Below are 22,649 nucleotides of genomic sequence, written 5' to 3' on the forward strand. Positions count from 1 at the left end.
TTCACTTATTGTCTTTTTAAAACTATAGAGTCTAATTTTATTTGAGTTTTTAACCACTCTAAAAGTTGTTTATCTCTGGCTTTAACAACACTATCATTTAAAGATTTTTTCCAGTTTGCAGAAACAACATTAATAGTATCTATTTTAATAAAATCTTTTGAAGTTAACATTTTCGAATACCCAAAATATTCTAGGTCATTAAATCTAATTTTGGCATCCTTTGCTATACTAGAAAATGAGAAGCTATTATTTTTTTGATTAATTAAGTCTATTTCTTCTCTTAGGGTTTCAATTTCTTTTTGTAGCCCAGAAATAATATTGTCTCGTTCATCAAGATCCTCAATAGCTCTATCATAGGCATCAGAAATTTTATCAAAACTTCGGTTTTTATTCCCACTTATAATTAATTCAAAATCACGAATATTTTTATAGCTTTTTAGTTCGTTTCTTAAATCAGATTCTGTGGCTTCATTAATTTCACCATTAAAGAAAAGTGTAATTCTTTCTTCTTCAGGATTAAGAAGTCCTTTTTGAAACCACAACTCATTATTAGGCTCTATTTCTTGCTTTACAAAAGTATTGTAGTCGTTTTCAAAGCCACTATCCTTTAATACTCTTATAAATGTAATTGTAGGATATATCATTACAATGATTGCTGCTAATGATGCTAATTGAGAGATACGTTTTCTTCTTTTGGAGTTGGCATATCGCACCAATGGGAAACGTAATATTTTTGCTACTAAAAAAGTAGCTAAGGCAATAAATATAGTGTTAATGGTAAACAAATTCATTGCTCCTAAAAAGTAGGGAATGTTCCCATTTGCTAGTCCATATCCAGCTGTACATAATGGTGGCATTAAAGCTGTTGCAATTGCCACACCAAAAATTACACTTGCAATAGTACCTCTTTTAGTTCTGGCAATAATAAGTGCTAAACCACCAAAAAAAGCAATTAACACATCCCGAATATCAGGTTGTGTTCTTCCCAATAATTCCGAAGTTTCCTGGCTACCAAGAGGGAAAAACTTAAAGAAGAGAAAAGCCGTTAATAAACTTAAAACAATCATTACTGCTAAGTTTATTAATGACTTTTTAAGAACATCAATATCATTAACAGCTATAGACATACCTACTCCAAGAATAGGCCCCATAAGTGGAGATATTAACATGGCCCCTATTACTACTGCCGTAGAGTTAGCATTAAGACCAACTGAAGCCACAAATATTGAGCAAATTAAAATCCAAGCTGTGGCTCCTTTAAAAGGAATATCATTTTTTATAGCCTCGATAGTAGCATCTCTGTCGGTATCCTCTCTAAATGCTAATAACTCTACTAGAAAAGTTTTTACACTCTGCCATAGGCCTTGGGCATCTTTTTTAACAGCTTCCTTTTTCTTTTCAATATTTTCTTCAGGATTCATCTAAGTATAATTTTCTCCAAATTTATGCGATATTTCAGTTAAGAGATTCTTAATATTTTGTTGTTTCTCTTTAGGGTAAATAAGCAGTACATTTTCTTTATCTACTATAATATAATCATCAACACTATCTACTACAATTAGTTTTTTTGTAGCACTATATACCATATTCCCTTTTGAATTAATCATATAGGGAATTGCCCTTACAACTGCATTCTGAGAGTCTTCTTGTGTCATTTTATCATGTAGAGCTCCCCATGTTCCCAAATCATTCCAATCAAATGTAGCTTTTTTTACAAATACATTATTGGCCTTTTCCATAATACCATAGTCAATAGATGTGTTTTCGGCTTTTTTATAATTTTTTTCGACAAACAATGCTTCTTTATCTGTATTGTATACTGTTTTTCCTTCAGCAAATAAATTGTACATAGTTGGCATATTCTTCTTAAAAGAGTTGGTTATGCTTTTAACACTCCAAAGAAATATACCGGCATTCCATACAAAATTACCTGCTTTTACAAACTTTTTTGCTGTCTCATAATCTGGTTTCTCTCTAAATTGGGCTACCTTTTTAATGGGCGATTTTTCATTATTAGTAGCTTCAATATAGCCATATCCTGTGTTTGGGAAAGTCGGTATTATGCCTAAGGTCATTAATAAATCTTCTCGCTGGCATGCATCAAAACAAACTTGTACATCACTACAAAAAGCTTCTTCATCCTCAATCCAATGATCACTTGGAGCTACAAGCATAAGCGCATTTGGATTTTCTTTTTCAATTTTTAATGCTGCCATTAAAATACAAGGGGCTGTATTACGCATTGCAGGCTCAAGGACTACCTGTTTCTTTGTAATTTGTGGGAGTTGTTCTAATGTAATATCTAAATACCTGTCATTTGTCAAAATGTAAATATTTTGAGCTGGTATTATATTGTTAAGTCTAGAAAACGTTTTTTGAAGTAGTGTTTCTCCAGTACCCAACATATCATGAAACTGTTTAGGAAACTCTTTTGTACTTACTGGCCAAAAACGAGAACCAATGCCTCCAGCCATTATTACTGCGTAATAGTTTTTGTTCATTATATTATATTTAAAATCTGAGAGGTTTTGGAAACACCTAACAGATTTAAGAATTTAGTAATTCCACTTCTGCGTTTGGGTTAAATAAATATACCCTTCCTGTTGAAACTTCAAGACATTCAAATCGCTTTACTCGCTTGTTTCCTCTTTTAAATATTTTACCGTTATAAAGTCTAAAAGTAGCACCCAAGGGTATCTCAAAGATATAGTTTTTATCGTTCTCTGGGTCATATTGTTTTAATGCTAAAGACAATCTAGCATCTGTATCACTAGTCGCTTTTGGGTTTTTAAAATGAGCTGCCAATAGCGGTAACAAATTAGATGGAAATACCTCTGGTCTAATAAATGGCAGCATTAGTGCTTGAAAAGTATACTTCCATTCTTTACCATGAGGTTTGATGTTTCGTCCAAATTTATGAAAAGCTACCAAATGAGCAATTTCATGAACTAGTGTAATTAAAAACCTATATTTATTAAGGCTAGAATTAACAGTAATTTGATGTTGTCCACCAGGTAATTTTCTGTAATCGCCATGACGTGTTTTTCGTTCGTTTACAATTTTTAAATGAACATTATTAGATTTAATTAATTCGAGAACTGGAGTTACGGAAGCTTGAGGTATGTATTTAGATAAAGTAGCTTCCATAATTTAGGGAGTACTGCTTGATACTTGTAAGATTTTACCATTATAGTACCTGTTGCCGGTTAAGGCAAAGTCTAAAATGTATCGCCCCATTTCTTCAGCAGTTAATGGTGCTTTATAGCCTGGAAAAGCTTCTTCTAACATTTCAGTTTGTACAGCACCTAAAGCAAGTACATTAAAGCTTATATTTTGATCCTTATACTCTTCTGCTAAAACCTCAGTAAGTGTTATTAAGGCTCCTTTACTACTACTATAGGCTGCTAAACCTGAAAATTTTAAACTTCCTTGAATCCCACCCATGCTACTTACATTAACCACATGGCTTCCTTTTTTTAAATACGGTAGAACTTGTTGAACCAATCTAACAACACCAAATACATTTACATCATAGGATTGCTCAAAGTCTTGAAGCTTAAGTTTACCAAAAGGCTTATTTACTAAATACCCTGAGTTGTTAATTACAATATCTACATGTCCCCAACGCTCTTTTACAAAATCTCCAACTTTTGCGACATCTTTTGCGTCTGTAATATCACAAGAAAAACACACGCAACTATCAATATCTAATCCAGAAACCGGTGCAGCGTCTCTTGAAAGTGCCAAAACATTGTGTCCAGCATCAGCAAAGAGTTGTACAAGTTCATAACCAATCCCACGACTTGTACCTGTAATAATTACATTTTTTTTCTTCATTCTACATAAGTTTCAAGAGTGGAGACGTTGTTCAAAATTCTATTTTGATTATACAAACATTGTAACTGGTTGCTCTATGTAACTCCGTAATGTTTGTAAAAATTGTGCTCCAGTTGCACCATCTACAGTACGGTGATCACATGCTAAGGTTACTGTCATTGTATTTCCAATAGCAATGGCCCCATTTTTAACTACAGGTTTTTGAATAATCGCTCCTACCGATAAAATTGCCGAATTTGGAGCATTGATAATAGAAGTAAATTCTTTAATCCCAAACATACCCAAGTTAGAAACTGTAAAAGTGCTCCCTTGCATTTCATCTGGTGTAATTTTTTTATTTCTTGCTTTTCCAGCTAGCTCTTTTACTTGTGCTCCAATTTGAGAGAATGTCATTTGGTCTGTATATTTTAATACAGGAACAAGAAGACCTTCATCTACAGCAACAGCAACGCCAACGTGTATATGTTTTGCAATTTTTATACTATCACCTGTCCATTGACTATTTACTTGCGGATGCTTACGTAAAGCCATCGCACAGGCTTTTACAATCATATCATTAAAAGATATTTTTACATCTGGGTCTGCATTTATTGCTTTTCTAGACTCGATAGCTGCATCCATGTCTAACTCAATAGTCAAGTAATAATGTGGTGCCGTAAACTTTGATTCTCCTAAACGTTTTGCAATAGTCTTACGCATCTGAGAGTTTTTAACTTCCTCCCATACTTCTTGACCCACAGGAGTATACGCCTGTCCACCACTTGCAGCAGGTTGGTAATTTTCTATATCGCTCTTTACAATGCGTCCATTATCTCCACTTCCAGAAACATGATTAAGGTTAATTCCTTTTTCTTCTGCTAGTTTTTTAGCAAGTGGAGAAGCAAAGATTCGTTTTGAAGTTGAACCTGAATTTGAACTAGATGAAGAAGTTTCTTTTGTTTTAGTAGAACTTTCATTCTTTTTTTCTTCTTTTACAGGTTCTTCATTTTTATCTTCAGCTTTTTCTTTTTTGGCTGAAGTTTTTGGTTTTGATACTGTATTAATATTTGAAACATCTGTTCCTTCTGGACCTATAATAGCAAGTAGTGCATCTACTTTTGCTGTTTCTCCTTCAGCAATCCCTATTTTTAATAATGTTCCAGAGTAGAAACTCTCAAACTCCATTGTAGCCTTGTCAGTTTCAATTTCGGCTAAAATATCCCCTTCTTCTACCGCATCACCTTCTTTTTTAAGCCAAGTTGCAACTGTTCCTTCTTCCATAGTATCACTAAGACGAGGCATGCTAATTATTTCTACCCCTTCAGGAAGGTTACTTGATGAGTCTTCACTAGCTGTTTCATTTTCTTCACTTTCGTTTTTCTCTGAAGAACTATCACTTTCTTTATCTGAATTTTTTGAAGACTCTTTATCGTCTTCTTCTTTGCTATCACTAGAATTATCATCACCATTTATTAATCCAGAAATATCTTCTCCTTCTTCTCCAATTATAGCTAAAAGTTTATCTACAGGAGCTGTTTCACCTTCCTCTATACCAATATGTAGCAAAACTCCTTCAGAAAAAGACTCAAACTCCATTGTTGCTTTATCGGTTTCAATTTCAGCTAGGATATCTCCTTCTTCAACTTTGTCTCCAACTTTCTTTAACCATGTTGCCACAGTTCCTTCTTCCATTGTGTCGCTCAAACGCGGCATGTTAATTACTTCTGCCATTTCTTATAATTTATGCGGTAAAAAAGGATAATCTTCTTGCTCGTAAACGGTATCATACATAACATTCTTTTCTGGGTATGGAGATTCTTCAGCAAATTTCTCACATTCAGCAACCTTATCTTTTACGCGTTTATCTATTTTCTTTATTTCTTCTTCTGTAGCCCACTTCTTATCATAAATATGGTTTAACACATACAAAATAGGATCTTCTTCTTGTTTTTTCTTTACCTCATCTTTTGTTCTATAATGCTGTGCATCACTCATAGAGTGTCCACGATAACGATATGTTCTAATCTCTAAGAAGGTAGGCCCTTCTCCTTTTCTTGCTCTTTGTATTGCTTCATCCATTTCTTTAGCAACAACCTCAGGTTTCATACCATCTACAGCTTTACATGGCATCTCATACCCTAATCCTAACTTATAGATATCTGTATGATTTGCTGTACGTGCTACCGAAGTTCCCATAGCGTATCCATTATTTTCAACACAAAAAACAACAGGTAACTTCCATAGCATAGCTAGGTTAAAGGTTTCATGAAGAGACCCTTGACGTGTTGCTCCATCTCCCATATATGTGAGTGTAACAGCGTCATTACCTTTATATTTATCTGCAAATGCTAATCCAGCTCCTAACGGAATTTGCCCCCCAACAATACCATGACCTCCATAAAATCCATTTTCTGGTGCAAAAATATGCATAGAACCACCTAAACCTTGTGAAGTTCCAGTTCCTTTACCGTATAATTCTGCCATTACTTTTTTAGGGTCTACACCCATACCAATAGGCTGTACGTGATTTCTATAAGCAGTAATCATTTTATCTTTAGACAGGTCCATAGCATGTAAAGCTCCTGCTAAAACAGCTTCTTGCCCGTTATACAAGTGTAGAAAACCTCTCACTTTTTGTTTGATATATACTTGTGCTAATTTGTCTTCAAACTTTCGCCAAAAAAGCATGTTTTCATACCAATCAAGGTATACCTGTTTTGTAAATTTCTTCATGTTTTACTGAATTGTGTTTTCAGAATAAATACTTGCTCTGTATTTCAAGAAAAAAGAAAAACATCGCTATAACAAAAATAGCATATTAATAAATTATACAGAAACGTTTTGAAGATGAAGTTGAAATCTAAAAAAACTATTTAAAGTCTAAAAACTTATAAATTAGAAATCTCTATAGAAAAGAGCTATCAAAAACCAAGGGAAGTAACTCTTTAACTGAACCAACTTTTACTACTTTGCCTGTCTCTCCCATAAAATAAATTTCTATGGGTGTTTTTTGGTTAACTTCATATTCTACCAAAGCTTGGCGGCAAGCACCACAGGGGGGTGTTGGTGTTTTTACTGTATATTTTAAAGATTTTACCGTTAGCGCAATTTCTTTAATAGCAATAGATGGGTAGTTTGCACCTGCATGGAAAACAGCAACTCTTTCGGCACAAAGCCCAGAAGGGAATGCCGCATTTTCTTGATTGTTTCCTAAAACAATTTCTCCATTTTCTAGATATAAAGCAGCTCCCACTTTAAAATGCGAATAAGGCGCATAAGCATTTTCTCTTGCTTGCTGCGCCTTATTCATTAAATTTTGTATATGTTCTGAAAGTTCTAAAACAGAATCAAAAACTTCCAGATGTGTCTCTAGGGTAACTTTTTTCAAATTTCTAGTATTCGTCGTACTCGTCTCCAAAGTTAAACGTAAGTCCAAAACGAAGTGTTCCTTCCAACGGACTTCTTACTCTTGAAGTTGAGAACAAGTATGAAATGTCTATGTTAATAGAGGTATATTTAAATCCAGCTCCAAGTGATAAAAACTTTCTAGATCCTTTTTCTTCGCTTTCATTAAAATAACCTGTACGTAGTGCAAATGCATCATTATACCAATACTCTGCTCCTAATGCCCATGTAAATTCTTTAAGTTCTTCACTAAAACCATCTGGCGCATCATTAAAAGAAGAGAAAATTCCACTAAAGAAACTTTCGTTAGCAAAATCGTCTTCTTGGTTAATAGTCCCATCTCCATTAGAATCGCTTGGAGTTGGCACAAGCAGTTTATTAACTTCAGCAAAAACACCAACTTTATTGTATTGATCTAAGATAAAATCAAAACCACCACCCAAACCAAGGTTAGTTGGTAAGTTATTCTCCTGTCCAGCGTCGTCATACTTAAATTTTGGTCCAATGTTAGAGATATTAAAACCTGCTCTCCAACGACCATCAAAATCATTATATGCTACTTCTTCACTTTGATAGTATCCTGAAATATCCACACCAAAAGTACTTGCTGCAGAAGCATCTTCTTGTGAAGCTTGAATTCTTAGGTCTGAACGTAAATATCTACCTGTAATTGCCATTGAGAATCGGTCGCTTAATCGTAAAGCATAAGAAACATCAAAAGTTAATTCATTAGGACTTTGAATTAATGGCTCTTGTTCTGCTGTATCTCTTAGTTCAATATCTCCTAAGCTGAAATAACGTAAACTAGAAGCTACTGCGCTACGCTCATTAATTCTGTTATAGTATGTTAAATTCCCTAGAAATATGTCATTTACCAATTGACTTAAGTAAGGTGTATATGTAATACCTACTCCTTGTTTTGAAATTGCAAATGCATATTTTGCTGGATTCCATTGTTGAGAAAAGGCATCTGCAGAGGTAGCAACTCCTATATCTCCCATCCCTGCTGAACGTGCATCGGCTGCTATAGCCACAAATGGAACACCTGTTGTGATTACCCTGTTATCGACATTAGAATCTTCTTGAGCTATTGCATTAATGGTAAACAACCCAACTAAAATAGGGATAAATATTTTCTTCATGAGGTTAAAATTTTGACAAATATAATTTTATATTTTTAAAGGATAACGAGTTTCTCAAATTTTTCAACTCGCTTATTGGTTAACGTAGATTTTACGGTAATCTTATATACATAGGTTCCTTTTCCTATTTTATCGCCAAAGTCATCACGTCCATCCCACGTAATATCTCTGGATAAGAATCCATCTGTGGTAACTATTTGGTTTTTTGTCCAAACAACTTTTCCTGTAACAGTAAATATTTGCACTTGAACTTCTAGTGGCTCAAAAGGGCGGTTATGGTTAAACCAGAACTCTGTATAATCTATAAAAGGGTTAGGATAATTAAGAACTCTTGTAATTTTTAGTTCATCATCACCAGCTACTATAAATTGTAGTTCTGCGGTAGATGAATTATTATATACATCCCAAGCTTTAAATGTGAGCGTATGTAAACCAGGCTCTAAATCTCTAAAACGAAAGTCTAGCATTCCTTTTGTAAAATCATCTACATCTCCTTGATAATATTCATTTAAAACAAAAGGATTAGTCTCATCACCATCTAAAATTGCAACCATATCATGTCCTATACCACTCGCAGTATTTAAACCATTCTCATCTTCCATTTTGGCAATTAAAATGGGTGAATCGTTTGTAATACCACCAGAGACAAAACTTTCGTCATTCATAAAAAGACTAATAAGCGGTCCTTGATTATCTTCTGGGGCGTTTTCATTAAGCCCTCCAATCTGTAAATCGAAACTAACTCCCGTTTGGTCTTCTAATTCATTATTTCTCTGAGCATACAAGCTTGCCCTTGCCTGCCCTAGTGGGATTTGTATATCTCTAGGAACTACAAACTCAAACTCAAACTGCCCATTAGTTACCGTAGCTTGCCCGTTAAACACACCTTCCCCTAGGGTAGTAAAATTTAATAGTAAAATATTGTTAGGGTCTCCATCTCCATCAGGATCTGTTCCATTGTCTCTAACACCATCATTACCTAATGTTTGTCTATTTACTTTTTTGTCAAAAATTTTAGCCTCTAAGACTCCATTATAATCTGCTTGTAAGTTGCCATTTTCATCTACCACTTCACCCGCAATTGTTACTTTGCTTAATGCTTGCAACACATCTGTAGATTGAGCAATTGGAACACCGTTTAATTCAGTAAGTCTTACTTGTGGTTGTGGAAAAGCTAAATCCATAGCGGGATCACCGATAAAAAACACCACTCTTCTTAAATCGTCTCCAGATAAAGTGTTTTTTGATATTCTTAAAGCTTCGGCTGGGGTATTATAATCTGTAGTGCCATACCCAAATAAATCCCCTGCTAATTCTATATTAAATTGACCTCCAAGTGTAACTGTAATAGATCTAGTAGTAGTTATAAGTCCAATAGCGCCAGATCTTAAATTTGTGTAAATAAACTCACCAGCTGTAACTCTCTGTGGATCATCAAACTTAGTATATTCACAGGTAACTGTTACTATTAGGGGTAATTTGGTATTCTGCAAATTAATACCGTCATCTCGGGTAAAAATAAATTCCTTTGCTAAGCCATCTTCCCCTCCATGACCAAAATAAGTGATGATTAAAGCTCCAACATCAATAACATTTTTATAGGCATCGGTCACGTCTGGGTATCTATCACCTCCTGCAGATGTTTGTTGTTGAAAAGCATCGCTATGTATTTTTTTAACATTCACAAAGGGCTTTTCTGCCTCAATTTCATCTCCAATATTATCTAAGGCTACTTCTAATGCTTCATATTCAAAAAACTCATCTACATCATCAGAAATTAAAACAAAGTTATTTCTCCAATTTCCATAAGACTCTTTAGCACTATAATTAATAACTTTCTCTACCATTGCATTAGCAGTAACAATATTATCTGCAACTATTCTACCTACTGCAACATCTAATAAATCATCATCTGTTCCATTTCCTGTAACATCATCATCTTCTAGCCCAATAGTTCCCTCATTAGGATCTAGACTGCCAAAAAAATCATCACTCATAAAACAGTTAGTGGTATTACCGCTCCATAAAGTGTGGAAAGTTGGTACAATATTATTGTTATTGGGAAGTCTATTCTTATAATCTACAGAAGTATCACCAAAAAGAAGTAGATATTTTACACGTTCTGAAGGAGTTGATGCATTTTCATAGATGTAGCGCATAAAGTTTCTTATAGCACTAATGTCTTGTTTTCCAGAGCTGAACTCTTCATAAATTCTATCTGTAGTAACTACTTTAACATTATATCCATTCAAATTTTTATGATGATTTGCCAACTTTAAAGCAGGTTGTATCATAAAAGGAGCAGTAACAATAACATAATCTATATCTTCAAAAGCTCCAGAAGGGTTATTAAAAATAGTTCCTTTTAAATCTTGATTTTGAACTCTTGGTTGGGGTATTGAAATTGGTGAGAAAAAATCGTCTGGGTCTATTGCAACATAATTTCTTATTTCTCCCAGATTTGCCTTAAAAGAAAAATCACTAGCCCCCTCGGGGTTTTCTTTACTACGTATTGAAGTAAAATCTGTAACATCCCAAACAGCAGTTATTCCAGATGCATTTGAAATTTGATATTCTGCTATACCAGAACTATTTGCTGTATCAAAATTAAAAAAAGGTATTTGCGCATCTAAACCCTGTAAACGACATTTAGCCCAGATAGTGATATAATCTAAGTATGCATTATTGGAAGGGTTACCTCCATTGTTATAAGTTAGGTTTACTGTTACATCCTCTGAAGAAGCTGGTATTTCTTCATCGAAAATAGGCCGAATAACTCTTAACAGATTTGCTCCTCCAGCAGGTGATAATGTAAGAGGGTCTAAAGAAGTTCCATTTATAGAAAAAGCAAAAGAAGTTGCTGCTTCTGCTGTACTAACTACTCTGGTTCTAACTCGCATGTCTTCACCAGAAGCAATATTTGGAAAATTAAACTCAAAAGTTTGCTCGTTTTCAATATCAAAACGATTTCCTACCCATCTTCTACCAACCTTTGCTGGGGACTCTTCGTCTTGTTCAAAAAACTGATAATTATCATACGTAGTAATTGTTTGATTAGGAGTGCCACTAGGCTCTATCATAGGTTGCACCCTTAGGCCTGCACCATTTCCACCTGAGGCAGTTACATAGTAATAAGCTTCATCACTATATGGGTTTAAATTTGTGTCATTTTCTTCGTCCCAACCTTCAACACCTATCCCATAAAATAATATAGCATCATTGGCATCAAAAGAACCATCCTCTTCTCCAACAACTTGAATTGCGTTTTGAGGCAAATCAAAATATTGATTTTGAGAGCTTAATAGTGGCAAAGGCTTCCCCCCGTGACCGTATATCTTTAAATTTCTAGGGTCAATATTATTGGTATTCATACCTAAATCATCTAAAAAACTTTTCGACAACCTATAAACCCCTGTTTTATCTATTCTAAATTTAAACCACTCACCCGTAGCTAAAACTGAATTTGTAATTGGCATTCTTGTAGCATTATTAAGCCTACCCTTAGTATAATTAATTGTAAATGAAAGTACTTTTTTAGTTATGCCATTTTGCTTTACAATTGGCGTTGCATCAATTGCTGTATAAATAATCTCCCTAGCTTTTGAGCTATGTATTCTAGCCGAAAATTGATTTGGTATGAGGTCTGTATTAATTTTTGCCAACTCTTGTCTTGACACATCTCCGTAACGAATATTTGAAACTTGTAAACTTGACGGCTCTGCAAATCCGTTGTCCTCCCATTGATCTGAGAATTGAATTTTATCTTCTCTTAACTGAAGCTTAAAAGGAGAATATGAATTTTTGGTATTTTTTTTAAAAGTTTCTTTATTGTTTGTAGAAGAATTACTTTCCCAAGCAATTTCGATAACTCTAGACTGTGAATATGCAGCTAAGCTTAGGAATAAAGCACAAAAAAAGACTAATAATTTTTTCATCATAATTGTAACGTTTCAAATATACAGTTAGTATGGATAAAATAGAACTATAAAGAATTAATTAAATTATACATACTATAGCACTAAAAAAATCGTTTGCTATTTCATTGGTTGTTATAAGAAGTCAATCCTAACAAGCAATTATCTTAAAATAATATTGAATTTATAACGTTAATTACTATATTGCGAACCCAATTTTTTCATAATTGAAACTATGAACTTAAACAAAAACCTAGTTTTACGGTTATCTATAGTAGCCGTAACATCCTTATTAATAGTTAGTTGCAACAAGTCTAGAGACTACAAAGATAGCTCTAGAGCAACAGGTTGGAAAATGAACGCCAAAGAAGGCGGTTTCCAGTACAATCCCGAAGCTAAAGAACAAGAAACAGGTCCAGGACTTGTTTTTGTAGAAGGTGGAACTTTCACTATGGGTAAAGTACAGGATGATCCAATGCATGATTGGAACAACAGTCCTAACCAACAACATGTTCAATCATTCTACATGGATGAAACTGAGGTAACCAACCTAATGTATCTTGAATATTTAGATTGGTTAAAGCAAGTTTTTCCTCCAAGTGATGATAATTACAGAAAAATATACGAAGGTGCATTACCAGATACGCTTGTTTGGAGAAACCGTTTAGGGTTTAACGAAACAATGACAGAAAACTACTTACGCCACCCAGCCTATGCAAATTACCCAGTAGTTGGTGTGAGTTGGATACAGGCAGTAGAATTTAGCAACTGGAGAACAGACCGCGTTAACGAGCTTATCTTAGAAGAAGAAGGTTTTACAGCAAGAGGAGCTAGATATGATGTAGATTCTGGATCTACTTTTAGCACAGACACTTACTTAAATAGCCCAACTTTAACGTATGGTGGTAAAGACTCTATTACAAGAGGTGGTAAAAGATCAGAGTCTCTCCTTAAAAGAAATGAAGATTCTACAAATTTATATGTACAGCGTAAAGACGGACTATTATTACCATCTTACAGACTTCCAACAGAGGCTGAATGGGAATATGCTGCTTTAGGCCTAGTAGGACTTAGAAACTACAACGTATATAGAGGTAGAAAGAAATATCCATGGGAAGGACAATACACACGTTCTGGAAACAGAAGAAGTCGTGGTGACCAATTAGCAAACTTTAAGCAAGGTGATGGTGACTATGGTGGTATTGCCGGATGGAGTGATGATGGTGCAGATATTACTGCCGAAGTAAAATCATATGAAGCTAATGACTATGGTTTATACGATATGGCTGGTAATGTGGCTGAATGGGTTGCAGATGTTTACAGACCAATTGTTGATGATGAATTTAATGACTTTAACTACTATCGTGGTAACGTCTATACAAAAGATGCAATTGGAGAAGATGGTAAGGTAAAAGTTGTAACAGCAGACTCTATTGTTTATGATACTTTAGCAAATGGTAAGATTATCGCAAGAAACTTACCAGGAGAAATTTTACAAGTACCTGTTGACGAAAATGAAACATACCTAAGAACTCAGTTCTCTAAGAGTGATAATAGAGATTATCGTGATGGAGACAAGCGCTCTACTAGATACTACCAATCTTTTGGAGGAGATGCCTTTGGTGAGGAAGAAACCGAAGATGATTCTAAAAGAATGTATAACTCTCCAAAACATAGAGTAGCTGCAGATAGTACTGGAGGTCTTGATAGACAATTTGATCAATCTAGAAATAGAACTACACTTATTGATAACGAAGTAAGAGTATACAAAGGTGGTTCATGGAGAGATAGAGACTACTGGTTAGATCCAGCACAAAGAAGATATTTCCCTCAAGATATGGCTACAGATTACATTGGATTTAGATGTGCAATGTCACGTGTTGGTAGCAAATCTAAAAAAGGAAAACGTCCAAGAAATTAATCTTGGAAACGCAAATAAGATATTTTATAAAGCCCTGAAAATTCAGGGCTTTTTTTGTAGCTTTATTTTATGAAAATAACATCTATTTACTCAAAATTTATACAAGGAGCACCAATATGCACAGATACTAGAAAAGTTACAAAAGGATGTATTTTCTTTGCTTTAAAAGGTGATAATTTTAATGGAAATTCATTTGCCGAAGAAGCAATTAATAATGGAGCGCTACTTTCAGTTATAGACGATGAATCCTTTTATACATTAAAAGATTCTATGATTTTAGTACAAGATGTACTTAAAACATTACAGTCTTTAGCTACGCATCACCGTGAACAACTTAATATCCCCATCATTAGTCTTACTGGTAGTAATGGAAAAACAACTACTAAAGAACTTATAAATGCAGTATTATCTAAAAAATATAACACTACAGCTACACAAGGTAATTTAAACAACCATATTGGTGTGCCATTAACATTGCTCTCTATGAGCTCAGATACTGAGATAGGTATTGTAGAAATGGGCGCAAATCACCTTAAAGAAATAGAACTACTTAGTAAGATTAGTCTGCCAGATTATGGATATATAACCAACTTCGGAAAAGCACATATAGAAGGATTTGGGAGTCTTGAAGGAGTTGTGAAAGGAAAAACCGAATTATATAAGTACTTAAAAGAAGAAAATAAAATAGCTTTTATAAATACTAATGATGAGCGCCAAGTCATAGAGAGTACTAATTTGGATAAGGTTACATTTGGTTCAGGTAATAGCGACTATACTATCGAACTCCTAGACGCTTCAAATGTTGTGAAAGTTAAATATAACAACGTAGATATTACAAGTAACCTTATCGGGCTTTATAATTTTAATAATATAGCTGCTGCAATAGCTATAGGAGTTTTTTTTAAAGTTTCAGAAAACAAAATTAAAGAAGCTATTGAAGATTATATTCCAACCAATAATAGATCACAGCGTATTGAGAAAAAGGGGCATAATATAATTCTAGACGCCTATAATGCAAATCCTACAAGCATGATGGCCGCTATTAAAAACTTTGAACAATCTGAAGGAATTAATAAGGTTTTATTTTTAGGGGATATGTTTGAACTAGGAGATACTGCTAAAGAAGAGCACCAAATTGTTACAGATTATCTCTCTAAAAATAAAATAGGAAATACATACCTTATTGGGACCAACTTCTTTAAAACTAGTACAGAAGCAGCACACGTAAATTTATTTAAAACCTTTGAAGACTTAAAGGAATTTATAGCTAATCTTCAATTAAAAAAATGTACTATACTTATTAAAGCTTCAAGAGGTATGGCTTTAGAAAGAATTGTTGAATTATTATAAAAATAAAGCCCCAGTAGATAAATCTACTGGGGCTCATATTTGTTTTCAATATTTTATCTATTCAACAATCATTCTTTTAGTATCTACTCGCTTTCCATCAACAAATAAGGTATAAAAATACACACCTGCTTGCATCCTATTCTTGTTAACGGTGATACTCCCCTCCCCTAATCTTAAATTAGACCTATTATCCAGAATTCTTCCTGAAGTTGCGCTAATAACAATGTTTGCGTTTGAATAGCTCAACGGCACAAAGTATTTAATCAAAGTAGTATTATCAAATGGATTTGGTAAATTTTGATATAAAAAGGCTTTATCTGGTTGTACTGTATAATCTGCAACGCCTAAAGTACCATCGCAAGCACATTCTTCAATAGCATCTAGTCTTTCTAATACACTAACCAATTGGTCTTGTAAATCTTGGATTTGTGCTTCGGCAGCAGCTAAGTCTGCTTCAAGAGGGTCTATTAAAGGTGTGAGGTTTACTTGTACAGTATTTCCTCCGGCAATTGAAATTCCAAGAATATTACTCCCTAAAATAAAATTTGCTAGTGTTTGGTTATCTGTATTGTCTAGGTATGCCGTTAAATCTACACTTCCTCCATCTTCAAGGTTTAATGAGTTTCCTAGTAATGAAAGTTGTTGGTCATCTGAACCAGAATTATTTAATGGTGATAAATCAACCGTTTCTGATGCACCACCTTCAATACCTATAGTTAGTGTATTTCCAGTAAGTCCGGAACCAGAAATATTTTGATTATCTGTATTATCTAAATATCCAGACAAGTTTACTGTACTAGCAGGTGTATTATCATTTTCAAGAGATAAAGTTAAATCATTTCCATTAAGTAAGAATGCATCTATTGTTTGGTCGTCTGTTCCAGAATCATCCAATGAAGATAAATCAACAGTTTCTGAAGTTCCACCTTCAATACCTATGGTAAGTGTAGTTCCAGAAAGTCCAGATCCAGAAATATTTTGATCATCTGTATTATCAAGGTATCCAGACAAATCAACACTTCCACCATCTTCCAAGTCTAATGAATTAGTGTTTAAAGATAATTGTTGGTCATCTGTATTATCCAAGAGACTTGATAAATCTACTGTCTGCGTAGCAACTCCATCATCTTCTAATGACAACTCTAATTCATTGCTGCCATTTAACTGAAAAACATCTGCTCCTTGGTCATCTGTATTATCCAAGAAACCTGATAAATCTACTGTCTGTGTAGCAACACCATCATCTTCTAATGACAACTCTAACTCATTGCTACCATTTAACTGAAAAATATCTGCTCCTTGGTCGTCTGTATTATCCAAGAAACTTGACAAATCTACGGTTTGTGTAGCAACACCATCGTTATCTAAAGATAGTTCTAGCTCATTACTACCGTTTAACTGAAATACGTCTACGCCTTGATCGTCTGTATCTGCACCACCAGATTGCCATTGTGTTCCATCCCAAGAATATAGCTGGTTGTCATCTGTATCGTATACAAGAATTCCTTTCTCTGTAGCAGTTAAACTTGCTTCAAAAGTAGTTCGCTGAGCATTGGTCATTCTATTAAGCAAAAGCCCTTCAGTACTGGATTTTAAATCTATTGAGGCATTAGCATTAACTCCATTACCAGCACCACCTACACCAATTGCATTACCTCTTATAACAAGTGCATCATTAGAGGCGCCAGGGATAATTTTAAAAGGTAAAGCACTACTATTGGTAACATCTCTCACAAAAAAATTAGTTTCGTTTCCAGCGACATCCCAAGATTGAGGTGTAAATCCAGAGGTCCCATTTTGCTCTAGACGTAATGCTGGTGTGTCACCATCTGCAACATGCAACTCTACAACAGCATCTGCATTCCCTGATAAACCAATACCTACATCACCTTGAGCGTCAATCTTAAAAGCATTATTGGGGGCACCAGCATTAATTCTAAAAGGGCGAACGTTACCAGTAGCATCGTCTATCCCAAAATAAGAATCTCCACCAGTACCACTATCATTAATAGTTATTCTCCAGTCGTTACTTGGAAAACCAGCAGAGGTACTTGTGTCTTCAAAATGAATACGTAAGTTATTTTCTTTTAACCTAAACGTATCAAAGCCATAATTTTCAGAATCTATACAATCAATTCCAACACATAAAGATCCTTGAATTTCCGAATTAACTGTAGATATAATGGTACGTGAGGACATATCCATATCTATAACTTCTTGATAGGAGTTACTTTGTTGTATTTGTGTAAAAACGTTTTGGGCACTTGTATTGAACACAAAAGACAATAACCCCAAAAGGGTGAGTAGTGTAATTTTTTTCATGATTGGTTAGTTTAATTAGTTCTATAAAGCTACATAATTATTTTGGAATAGTGATTATGTTAATTGACTTCTAGTTTAAATAGACTGTAAAACCGATTAAAACCCTAAAACCGATTAAAACCCTAAAACCCTATTTATAAACTACAACAGCCTGTTAATTAATACTAATATTTACATCATATATATTTTAGGTATTTTAGCAATATGTATCAAAAACTAATTTCTTTTAAATTAAATACAGTTTCCCTTTTTTGTATCTGCATTTGTATTTTTAATGCTAAAGCACAAGAAAACAAGGCAGTAACATCGATTATTCAAGAAATATACAATTTAGAAAAAGACAAAGACCCTAAATGTTATGCTACAGCAAATAGGCTAGAAGACTTTATGTACGGTATTCCTCTTACTGATGAGGCTAGAAATGCAAAAATAGATATCCAAAAAGAGCTTATTTTTTATTTAAAAAATGAGGCTTCCAAAATTGCCAGAAAAGAAGGAAGTAGCTCTATTAAAGCTTCACAACTAACAGAGGTTTTAAACAAAATAGCTTCATTTTCAATAGACTCATATGGAAATTACAACTATCATTTAACTACAGGAAATGTAAGAATCACTAAAAAGGATTTTGCACAATACAGCTCTGTATCTTATGGCTTTCGTTCACTATTATCTGTTGAGCAAGATTTGCTTTATATTCCTGAAAATAACCTCTTAGACTTTAATAAAGACGCTCTTAAAAAAGCTAATGAGTTTACAAACCTTCTTACGCTGGTTGTTTTAAAGGTTTCTGACCTAAAAGCCAGAAAAACAAATCAATCAAAAATCACAAAAGACCTACTAAGAGATAGCTGGGTACTTATATTATCTGAGTCGGAAAATATTGAAACTATTAAAAACAAAAAGTATGTTTTAGAACCTAAAAAAGCGCTAATAGTTTCAGAAAAAAACAAAGTGCTTAAAGATATTATAAACCAAAAAATAGCTTCATACAAAAAGTACAATAAACTTACTGAAAGTGTATTTCTTAGGAACCTACAGGTGTATTTTGCAAGGCAAAAATGGCCTACAGACCATACAGTATCTAATGAACTAAGAAGTTACTACCTTGAGTCTTTAATAAGCTTTACTTCAACATTAATTGAAGAATCTAATAAAGAAGCAAAAAAAAGAAACCAATTAATTATTAGAAATCCTGATGTAGAAAAAAGTCTATATAAACTTTTACCTGCCACTACAAATAATTTTGAAGATGTAACTTTTTTTCCAAATAACGCTTCAAAAAAAATAACAATAGAATCTTATGATCTAGATGCCTTTAGAGATAGTGGTTTTCATTGGCGTATTTTAGGATACTCATTAGACGACTTATCAAAAAAGAGCATTAATAGTATAGACCCAAACGCAGCCGAACTACTTGTAGAAGGTATAGCCCAGATGGGAGTCTTAGTTTTACGTTTAGCTGGGAAAAATTCACATCATTTAGAAAAAAGCAAATTAGATAAAGAAGATATAACTGCAGGGTTTAAGGAAATACAAAGCCTTATTGATAGTTATGGAAGCTTTTCAGCAAAAACCTCAACTACAGAAATATCTTCAGCAATTTCATTAAAAACAACAAAAAACTCATTTAGAGATATTACTAAAAATACAAATGTCCTTTTTGAGCATAAGTCATCAGACTGGCTAAACAGGCACATAAGAAGTTATACTGTAGCTACAAACGAAGGGAAAATAAAATTAGCTATTCCTCCAGCATTTGGAGGGTCTGGAGTAGCTTGTGAAGATATAAATAACGACGGCATAATTGATATTTTATTATTAAGTGGATTTGGCAACAAATTATTCTATGGAAATAAAAAACGAAGTTTTACCCTTAGTCCTAATAATGAAATACTAAACATTTGGAATGATACTTTACAATCTTACGGCGAACCTAGACAACCTATCATAGCAGACTTTAATAATGATGGTCTTCAAGATATATTTATAAGTTACGTAAACGATTCTCATAAAATACTTCAAAATATTGATGGGGATAATTTCAAGGATGTTACTATTCAAGCAAATCTTGGTGGTAAAGGATATGTGGGAGGACCTGCTACTGCTTTTGATTATAATAACGATGGGCTTTTAGATATATACATAGGATATTTCGGAAACTATATTAAAGGAGATTTACCCAATTTAAGTAGGGACAGTCAAAATGGTTCTATTAATAGACTTTTTAAAAACAAAGGTGATTTTATCTTTGAAGAAGTACAACTCTCGGGAACTATTGCAACAAATTCTGGCTGGACACAAGCCTTAGGACATTCAGATATTAATCAAGATGGATTACAAGATATAATTGTTGGCAACGACTTTGGTGTAAATAAATATTATCTAAATTCTAAGGAAGGTGTTTTTAAAGAAGTTTCAAGCGAATTAGGAACAGATAAACCATCCTACACAATGAATGTTGGTATTGCAGACCTTAATAAAGATTTGTACCCAGATTTTTATATCTCTAACATTGTGGTAATGCAAAAAGACGAAAAATATGTGAGCCCAAATGCAGAAACTACTATGAAATTTGACCCTAAGAAAATGGTAAACATAAGGACTGTTGAGGCAAACGATTTATTTATTTCTAATGCCGAGAATGATTTACTTAAAAACTACGAACTTTCTACCAATATAGGTGATGGATACTCTGCTACTGGTTGGTCTTGGGATGCAGATTTTTTTGATTTTGATAACGATGGAGATGAAGATCTATATTGCTTAAATGGAATGAATGATTTTAGTGTTTATTCTACTGAAAATCCATTCTATTTTGAGAGAAGCACAGCATCAAATGCTATTATATATGCAGAGAGTAATCGTGAAAAAAATGTATTCTTTGTAAATGAAAACGGGAAATTATTAAATAAAGCAAAAGAATATAATCTAGATTTAAATAGTAATGCTAGAAGCGCTAGTTATTTTGATTTTGATAGTGATGGAGACTTAGATATTTTAATAAATAACTATCACGAAAAAGCGGTTTTTCTTGAAAACATAAATAAATCCAACAATAACTGGATTAAAATAAAATTAATTGGAGATCCAAGACAAAAAATAAACAGAGATGCCATTGGAAGCTCCATAATACTCAATAGTGACACTCACAAAAATTTATGGAGGGAAATACATAGCACAACTGGATATCTATCTGTCCATCCTAAAGAACAACATTTTGGTTTAGGGCAAGACCAGAAAACAGATGCTATTATTAAATGGAGTAACGGAGAAGTAGTTATCATAAAAAACTTAAAAAGCAACGCTTCTTATACTATTATTTACCCAAATACAATTAAAGAAAGGTAACCCATAAACAAAAAAAGACCTCCATAATGGAAGTCTTTTTGTGGGCGCGAAGGGATTCGAACCCCTGACCCCTTGGGTGTAAACCAAGTGCTCTGAACCAACTGAGCTACGCGCCCTTGCTTTGTTAGCGGATGCAAATATAAGTTAGTTTTTATTTCTCACAAACAATTATCGTAAAAATGTTTTATAAAAATTAGACAACTTCTGCTACAACAAAAGTACTTCCGCCAACATAGACAAGATCATCACTATTTGCATTTTTTAAAGCAGCCTTGTAGGCTTTTGTTACAGAAGAATACTTATCGCCTTTTAACCCAAAAACATTAGCTTGTTTTTGTAATACTAAAGCGTCAAGACCCCGAGGTACATCTGGTTTACAGAAGTAATATAAAGCACCCTTTGGAAATAATGATAAAACAGCGTCTATATCTTTATCGTTAACCACACCTAATACAAAATGTAGTTTGCCATACTTTTCTTTTTTTAATTGCTTCATTACCAATTGCAACCCTTCTTTATTATGCGCAGTATCACAAATTACTTTTGGTGTTTCTTTTAATAATTGCCATCGTCCTAGCAATCCAGTATTATTTACCACATTTCCTAGTCCTTTTGCGACATGCTGAATTCCTATAGCGTATCCTTTTTCTTGGAGCACATCAACAACCATTTGTGCTGTTCTGTTATTCTTTATTTGATATTCTCCTTTTAAATCTGAAGGTATTTGGAGTGCATCAAAATCTGAAGCCCAATACAAAGGCGCATTTTTCTTTTCTGAAATAATTCTGAACACATCTTCGGTTTCTTTTTGAAATTCTCCTATAACAACAGGAATTCCTTTTTTTATAATTCCAGCCTTTTCTGAAGCTATCTGCGCTATAGTATCTCCTAAAAACTGCGTATGGTCTAAACCAATATTAGTAATTACTGAAACTTCTGGAGTAATTACATTGGTACTATCTAAACGACCTCCCATGCCTACTTCAATTACAGCTATATCCACTTTTTCTTTTGAAAAATAATCAAAAGCAAGACCTACAGTCATTTCAAAAAAAGAAAATTTATGTGCTTCAAAAAACGATTGATTCTTTGTTACAAATGACGAAACGGTTCTTTTAGGTATCATTTCACCATTAATCTTAATTCGTTCTCTAAAGTCTTTTAAATGTGGTGAAGTATATAACCCAACTTTATATCCTGCTTCTTGTAAAATAGATGCCAACATATGGCTTGTAGAACCCTTACCATTGGTACCAGCAACGTGTATACTTTTAAACTTTTTTTCTGGGTTTTTAAGATAATTAACAAGTTTAATAGTATTAGAAAGATCTGCTTTATACGCAGTTTTACCTACGCGTTGATACATGGGTAACTGCTCAAAAAGCCACGTTATGGTTTTGTTGTAATTAATTTTTTAAAATTTTAAAGTGA

Annotated in this window: 14 protein-coding genes and 1 tRNA gene; 3 read left to right on the forward strand and 12 right to left on the reverse strand. The window is 33.7% G+C overall.

Features of this window, described 5'->3' with window-relative positions:
- Positions 1–5: 5 nt before the first annotated feature.
- From RM538_RS12955 to porU, 9 genes are all read right to left on the reverse strand, one after another.
- Positions 6–1,421 carry a DUF389 domain-containing protein gene (locus RM538_RS12955; RefSeq protein ID WP_311333866.1) on the reverse strand — a complete coding sequence of 472 codons (1,416 nt, stop codon included), beginning with the start codon at positions 1,419–1,421 and terminating at the stop codon, positions 6–8.
- On the reverse strand, positions 1,422–2,501 hold the full coding sequence (locus RM538_RS12960) for a mannose-1-phosphate guanylyltransferase (protein WP_311333867.1): 1,080 nt from the start codon (positions 2,499–2,501) through the stop codon (positions 1,422–1,424).
- Between the two features lie 46 nt (positions 2,502–2,547).
- Positions 2,548–3,147 carry a SprT-like domain-containing protein gene (locus RM538_RS12965; protein WP_311333868.1) on the reverse strand — a complete coding sequence of 200 codons (600 nt, stop codon included), beginning with the start codon at positions 3,145–3,147 and terminating at the stop codon, positions 2,548–2,550.
- 3 nt (positions 3,148–3,150) lie between these two features.
- A complete protein-coding gene (locus RM538_RS12970) occupies positions 3,151–3,837 on the reverse strand; it encodes an SDR family NAD(P)-dependent oxidoreductase (RefSeq protein ID WP_311333869.1) in 687 nt (228 codons plus the stop codon).
- 48 nt (positions 3,838–3,885) lie between these two features.
- Positions 3,886–5,547, reverse strand: coding sequence for a pyruvate dehydrogenase complex dihydrolipoamide acetyltransferase (locus RM538_RS12975; protein ID WP_311333870.1), 1,662 nt, complete (start codon positions 5,545–5,547; stop codon positions 3,886–3,888).
- Positions 5,548–5,550: 3 nt separating this feature from the next.
- On the reverse strand, positions 5,551–6,549 hold the full coding sequence (gene pdhA / locus RM538_RS12980; RefSeq protein ID WP_311333871.1) for a pyruvate dehydrogenase (acetyl-transferring) E1 component subunit alpha: 999 nt from the start codon (positions 6,547–6,549) through the stop codon (positions 5,551–5,553).
- 172 nt (positions 6,550–6,721) lie between these two features.
- Positions 6,722–7,204 carry a cytidine deaminase gene (gene cdd, locus RM538_RS12985; protein WP_311333872.1) on the reverse strand — a complete coding sequence of 161 codons (483 nt, stop codon included), beginning with the start codon at positions 7,202–7,204 and terminating at the stop codon, positions 6,722–6,724.
- A gap of 4 nt (positions 7,205–7,208) precedes the next feature.
- Positions 7,209–8,363, reverse strand: coding sequence for a type IX secretion system outer membrane channel protein PorV (gene porV, locus RM538_RS12990; protein WP_311333873.1), 1,155 nt, complete (start codon positions 8,361–8,363; stop codon positions 7,209–7,211).
- Positions 8,364–8,398: 35 nt separating this feature from the next.
- Positions 8,399–12,301 (reverse strand): type IX secretion system sortase PorU, encoded by a 3,903-nt coding sequence (gene porU, locus RM538_RS12995; RefSeq protein ID WP_311333874.1) that lies wholly within the window; start codon positions 12,299–12,301, stop codon positions 8,399–8,401.
- A gap of 211 nt (positions 12,302–12,512) precedes the next feature.
- Here porU and gldJ point away from each other — a divergent pair, with 211 nt between their 5' ends.
- Both gldJ and RM538_RS13005 read left to right on the forward strand, forming a co-directional pair.
- Entirely contained in the window at positions 12,513–14,198 is a 1,686-nt protein-coding gene (gene gldJ / locus RM538_RS13000) for a gliding motility lipoprotein GldJ (RefSeq protein ID WP_311333875.1), read from the forward strand.
- A gap of 69 nt (positions 14,199–14,267) precedes the next feature.
- Positions 14,268–15,548, forward strand: a complete 1,281-nt coding sequence (locus tag RM538_RS13005) for a UDP-N-acetylmuramoyl-tripeptide--D-alanyl-D-alanine ligase (RefSeq protein ID WP_311333876.1) — start codon at positions 14,268–14,270, stop codon at positions 15,546–15,548.
- A gap of 57 nt (positions 15,549–15,605) precedes the next feature.
- Here RM538_RS13005 and RM538_RS13010 read toward each other — a convergent pair whose 3' ends face one another.
- Complete coding sequence (locus RM538_RS13010) at positions 15,606–17,870, reverse strand: T9SS type A sorting domain-containing protein (protein ID WP_311333877.1); 2,265 nt, start codon at positions 17,868–17,870, stop codon at positions 15,606–15,608.
- Positions 17,871–18,074: 204 nt separating this feature from the next.
- Between RM538_RS13010 and RM538_RS13015 the strand changes: the two genes are divergently transcribed.
- Entirely contained in the window at positions 18,075–21,218 is a 3,144-nt protein-coding gene (locus RM538_RS13015; protein WP_311333878.1) for a CRTAC1 family protein, read from the forward strand.
- 41 nt (positions 21,219–21,259) lie between these two features.
- Here the strand turns inward: RM538_RS13015 and RM538_RS13020 are convergent.
- A tRNA-Val gene (locus RM538_RS13020) sits at positions 21,260–21,334 on the reverse strand.
- Positions 21,335–21,411: 77 nt separating this feature from the next.
- Positions 21,412–22,629, reverse strand: a complete 1,218-nt coding sequence (locus RM538_RS13025; protein WP_311333891.1) for a bifunctional folylpolyglutamate synthase/dihydrofolate synthase — start codon at positions 22,627–22,629, stop codon at positions 21,412–21,414.
- Positions 22,630–22,649: the final 20 nt, after the last annotated feature.

Source organism: Patiriisocius hiemis, from assembly GCF_031846325.1.
GTDB classification, from domain to species: domain Bacteria; phylum Bacteroidota; class Bacteroidia; order Flavobacteriales; family Flavobacteriaceae; genus Patiriisocius_A; species Patiriisocius_A hiemis.

Excerpts from the sequence above, each read along its gene's own strand:
- RM538_RS12955 (WP_311333866.1), bottom strand. The coding sequence starts at position 1,421 with ATGAATCCTGAAGAAAATATTGAAAAGAAAAAGGAAGCTGTTAAAAAA.
- RM538_RS12960 (WP_311333867.1), bottom strand. The coding sequence starts at position 2,501 with ATGAACAAAAACTATTACGCAGTAATAATGGCTGGAGGCATTGGTTCT.
- RM538_RS12965 (WP_311333868.1), bottom strand. The coding sequence starts at position 3,147 with ATGGAAGCTACTTTATCTAAATACATACCTCAAGCTTCCGTAACTCCA.
- RM538_RS12970 (WP_311333869.1), bottom strand. The coding sequence starts at position 3,837 with ATGAAGAAAAAAAATGTAATTATTACAGGTACAAGTCGTGGGATTGGT.
- RM538_RS12975 (WP_311333870.1), bottom strand. The coding sequence starts at position 5,547 with ATGGCAGAAGTAATTAACATGCCGCGTTTGAGCGACACAATGGAAGAA.
- pdhA (WP_311333871.1), bottom strand. The coding sequence starts at position 6,549 with ATGAAGAAATTTACAAAACAGGTATACCTTGATTGGTATGAAAACATG.
- porV (WP_311333873.1), bottom strand. The coding sequence starts at position 8,363 with ATGAAGAAAATATTTATCCCTATTTTAGTTGGGTTGTTTACCATTAAT.
- porU (WP_311333874.1), bottom strand. The coding sequence starts at position 12,301 with ATGATGAAAAAATTATTAGTCTTTTTTTGTGCTTTATTCCTAAGCTTA.
- gldJ (WP_311333875.1), top strand. The coding sequence starts at position 12,513 with ATGAACTTAAACAAAAACCTAGTTTTACGGTTATCTATAGTAGCCGTA.
- RM538_RS13005 (WP_311333876.1), top strand. The coding sequence starts at position 14,268 with ATGAAAATAACATCTATTTACTCAAAATTTATACAAGGAGCACCAATA.
- RM538_RS13010 (WP_311333877.1), bottom strand. The coding sequence starts at position 17,870 with ATGAAAAAAATTACACTACTCACCCTTTTGGGGTTATTGTCTTTTGTG.
- RM538_RS13015 (WP_311333878.1), top strand. The coding sequence starts at position 18,075 with ATGTATCAAAAACTAATTTCTTTTAAATTAAATACAGTTTCCCTTTTT.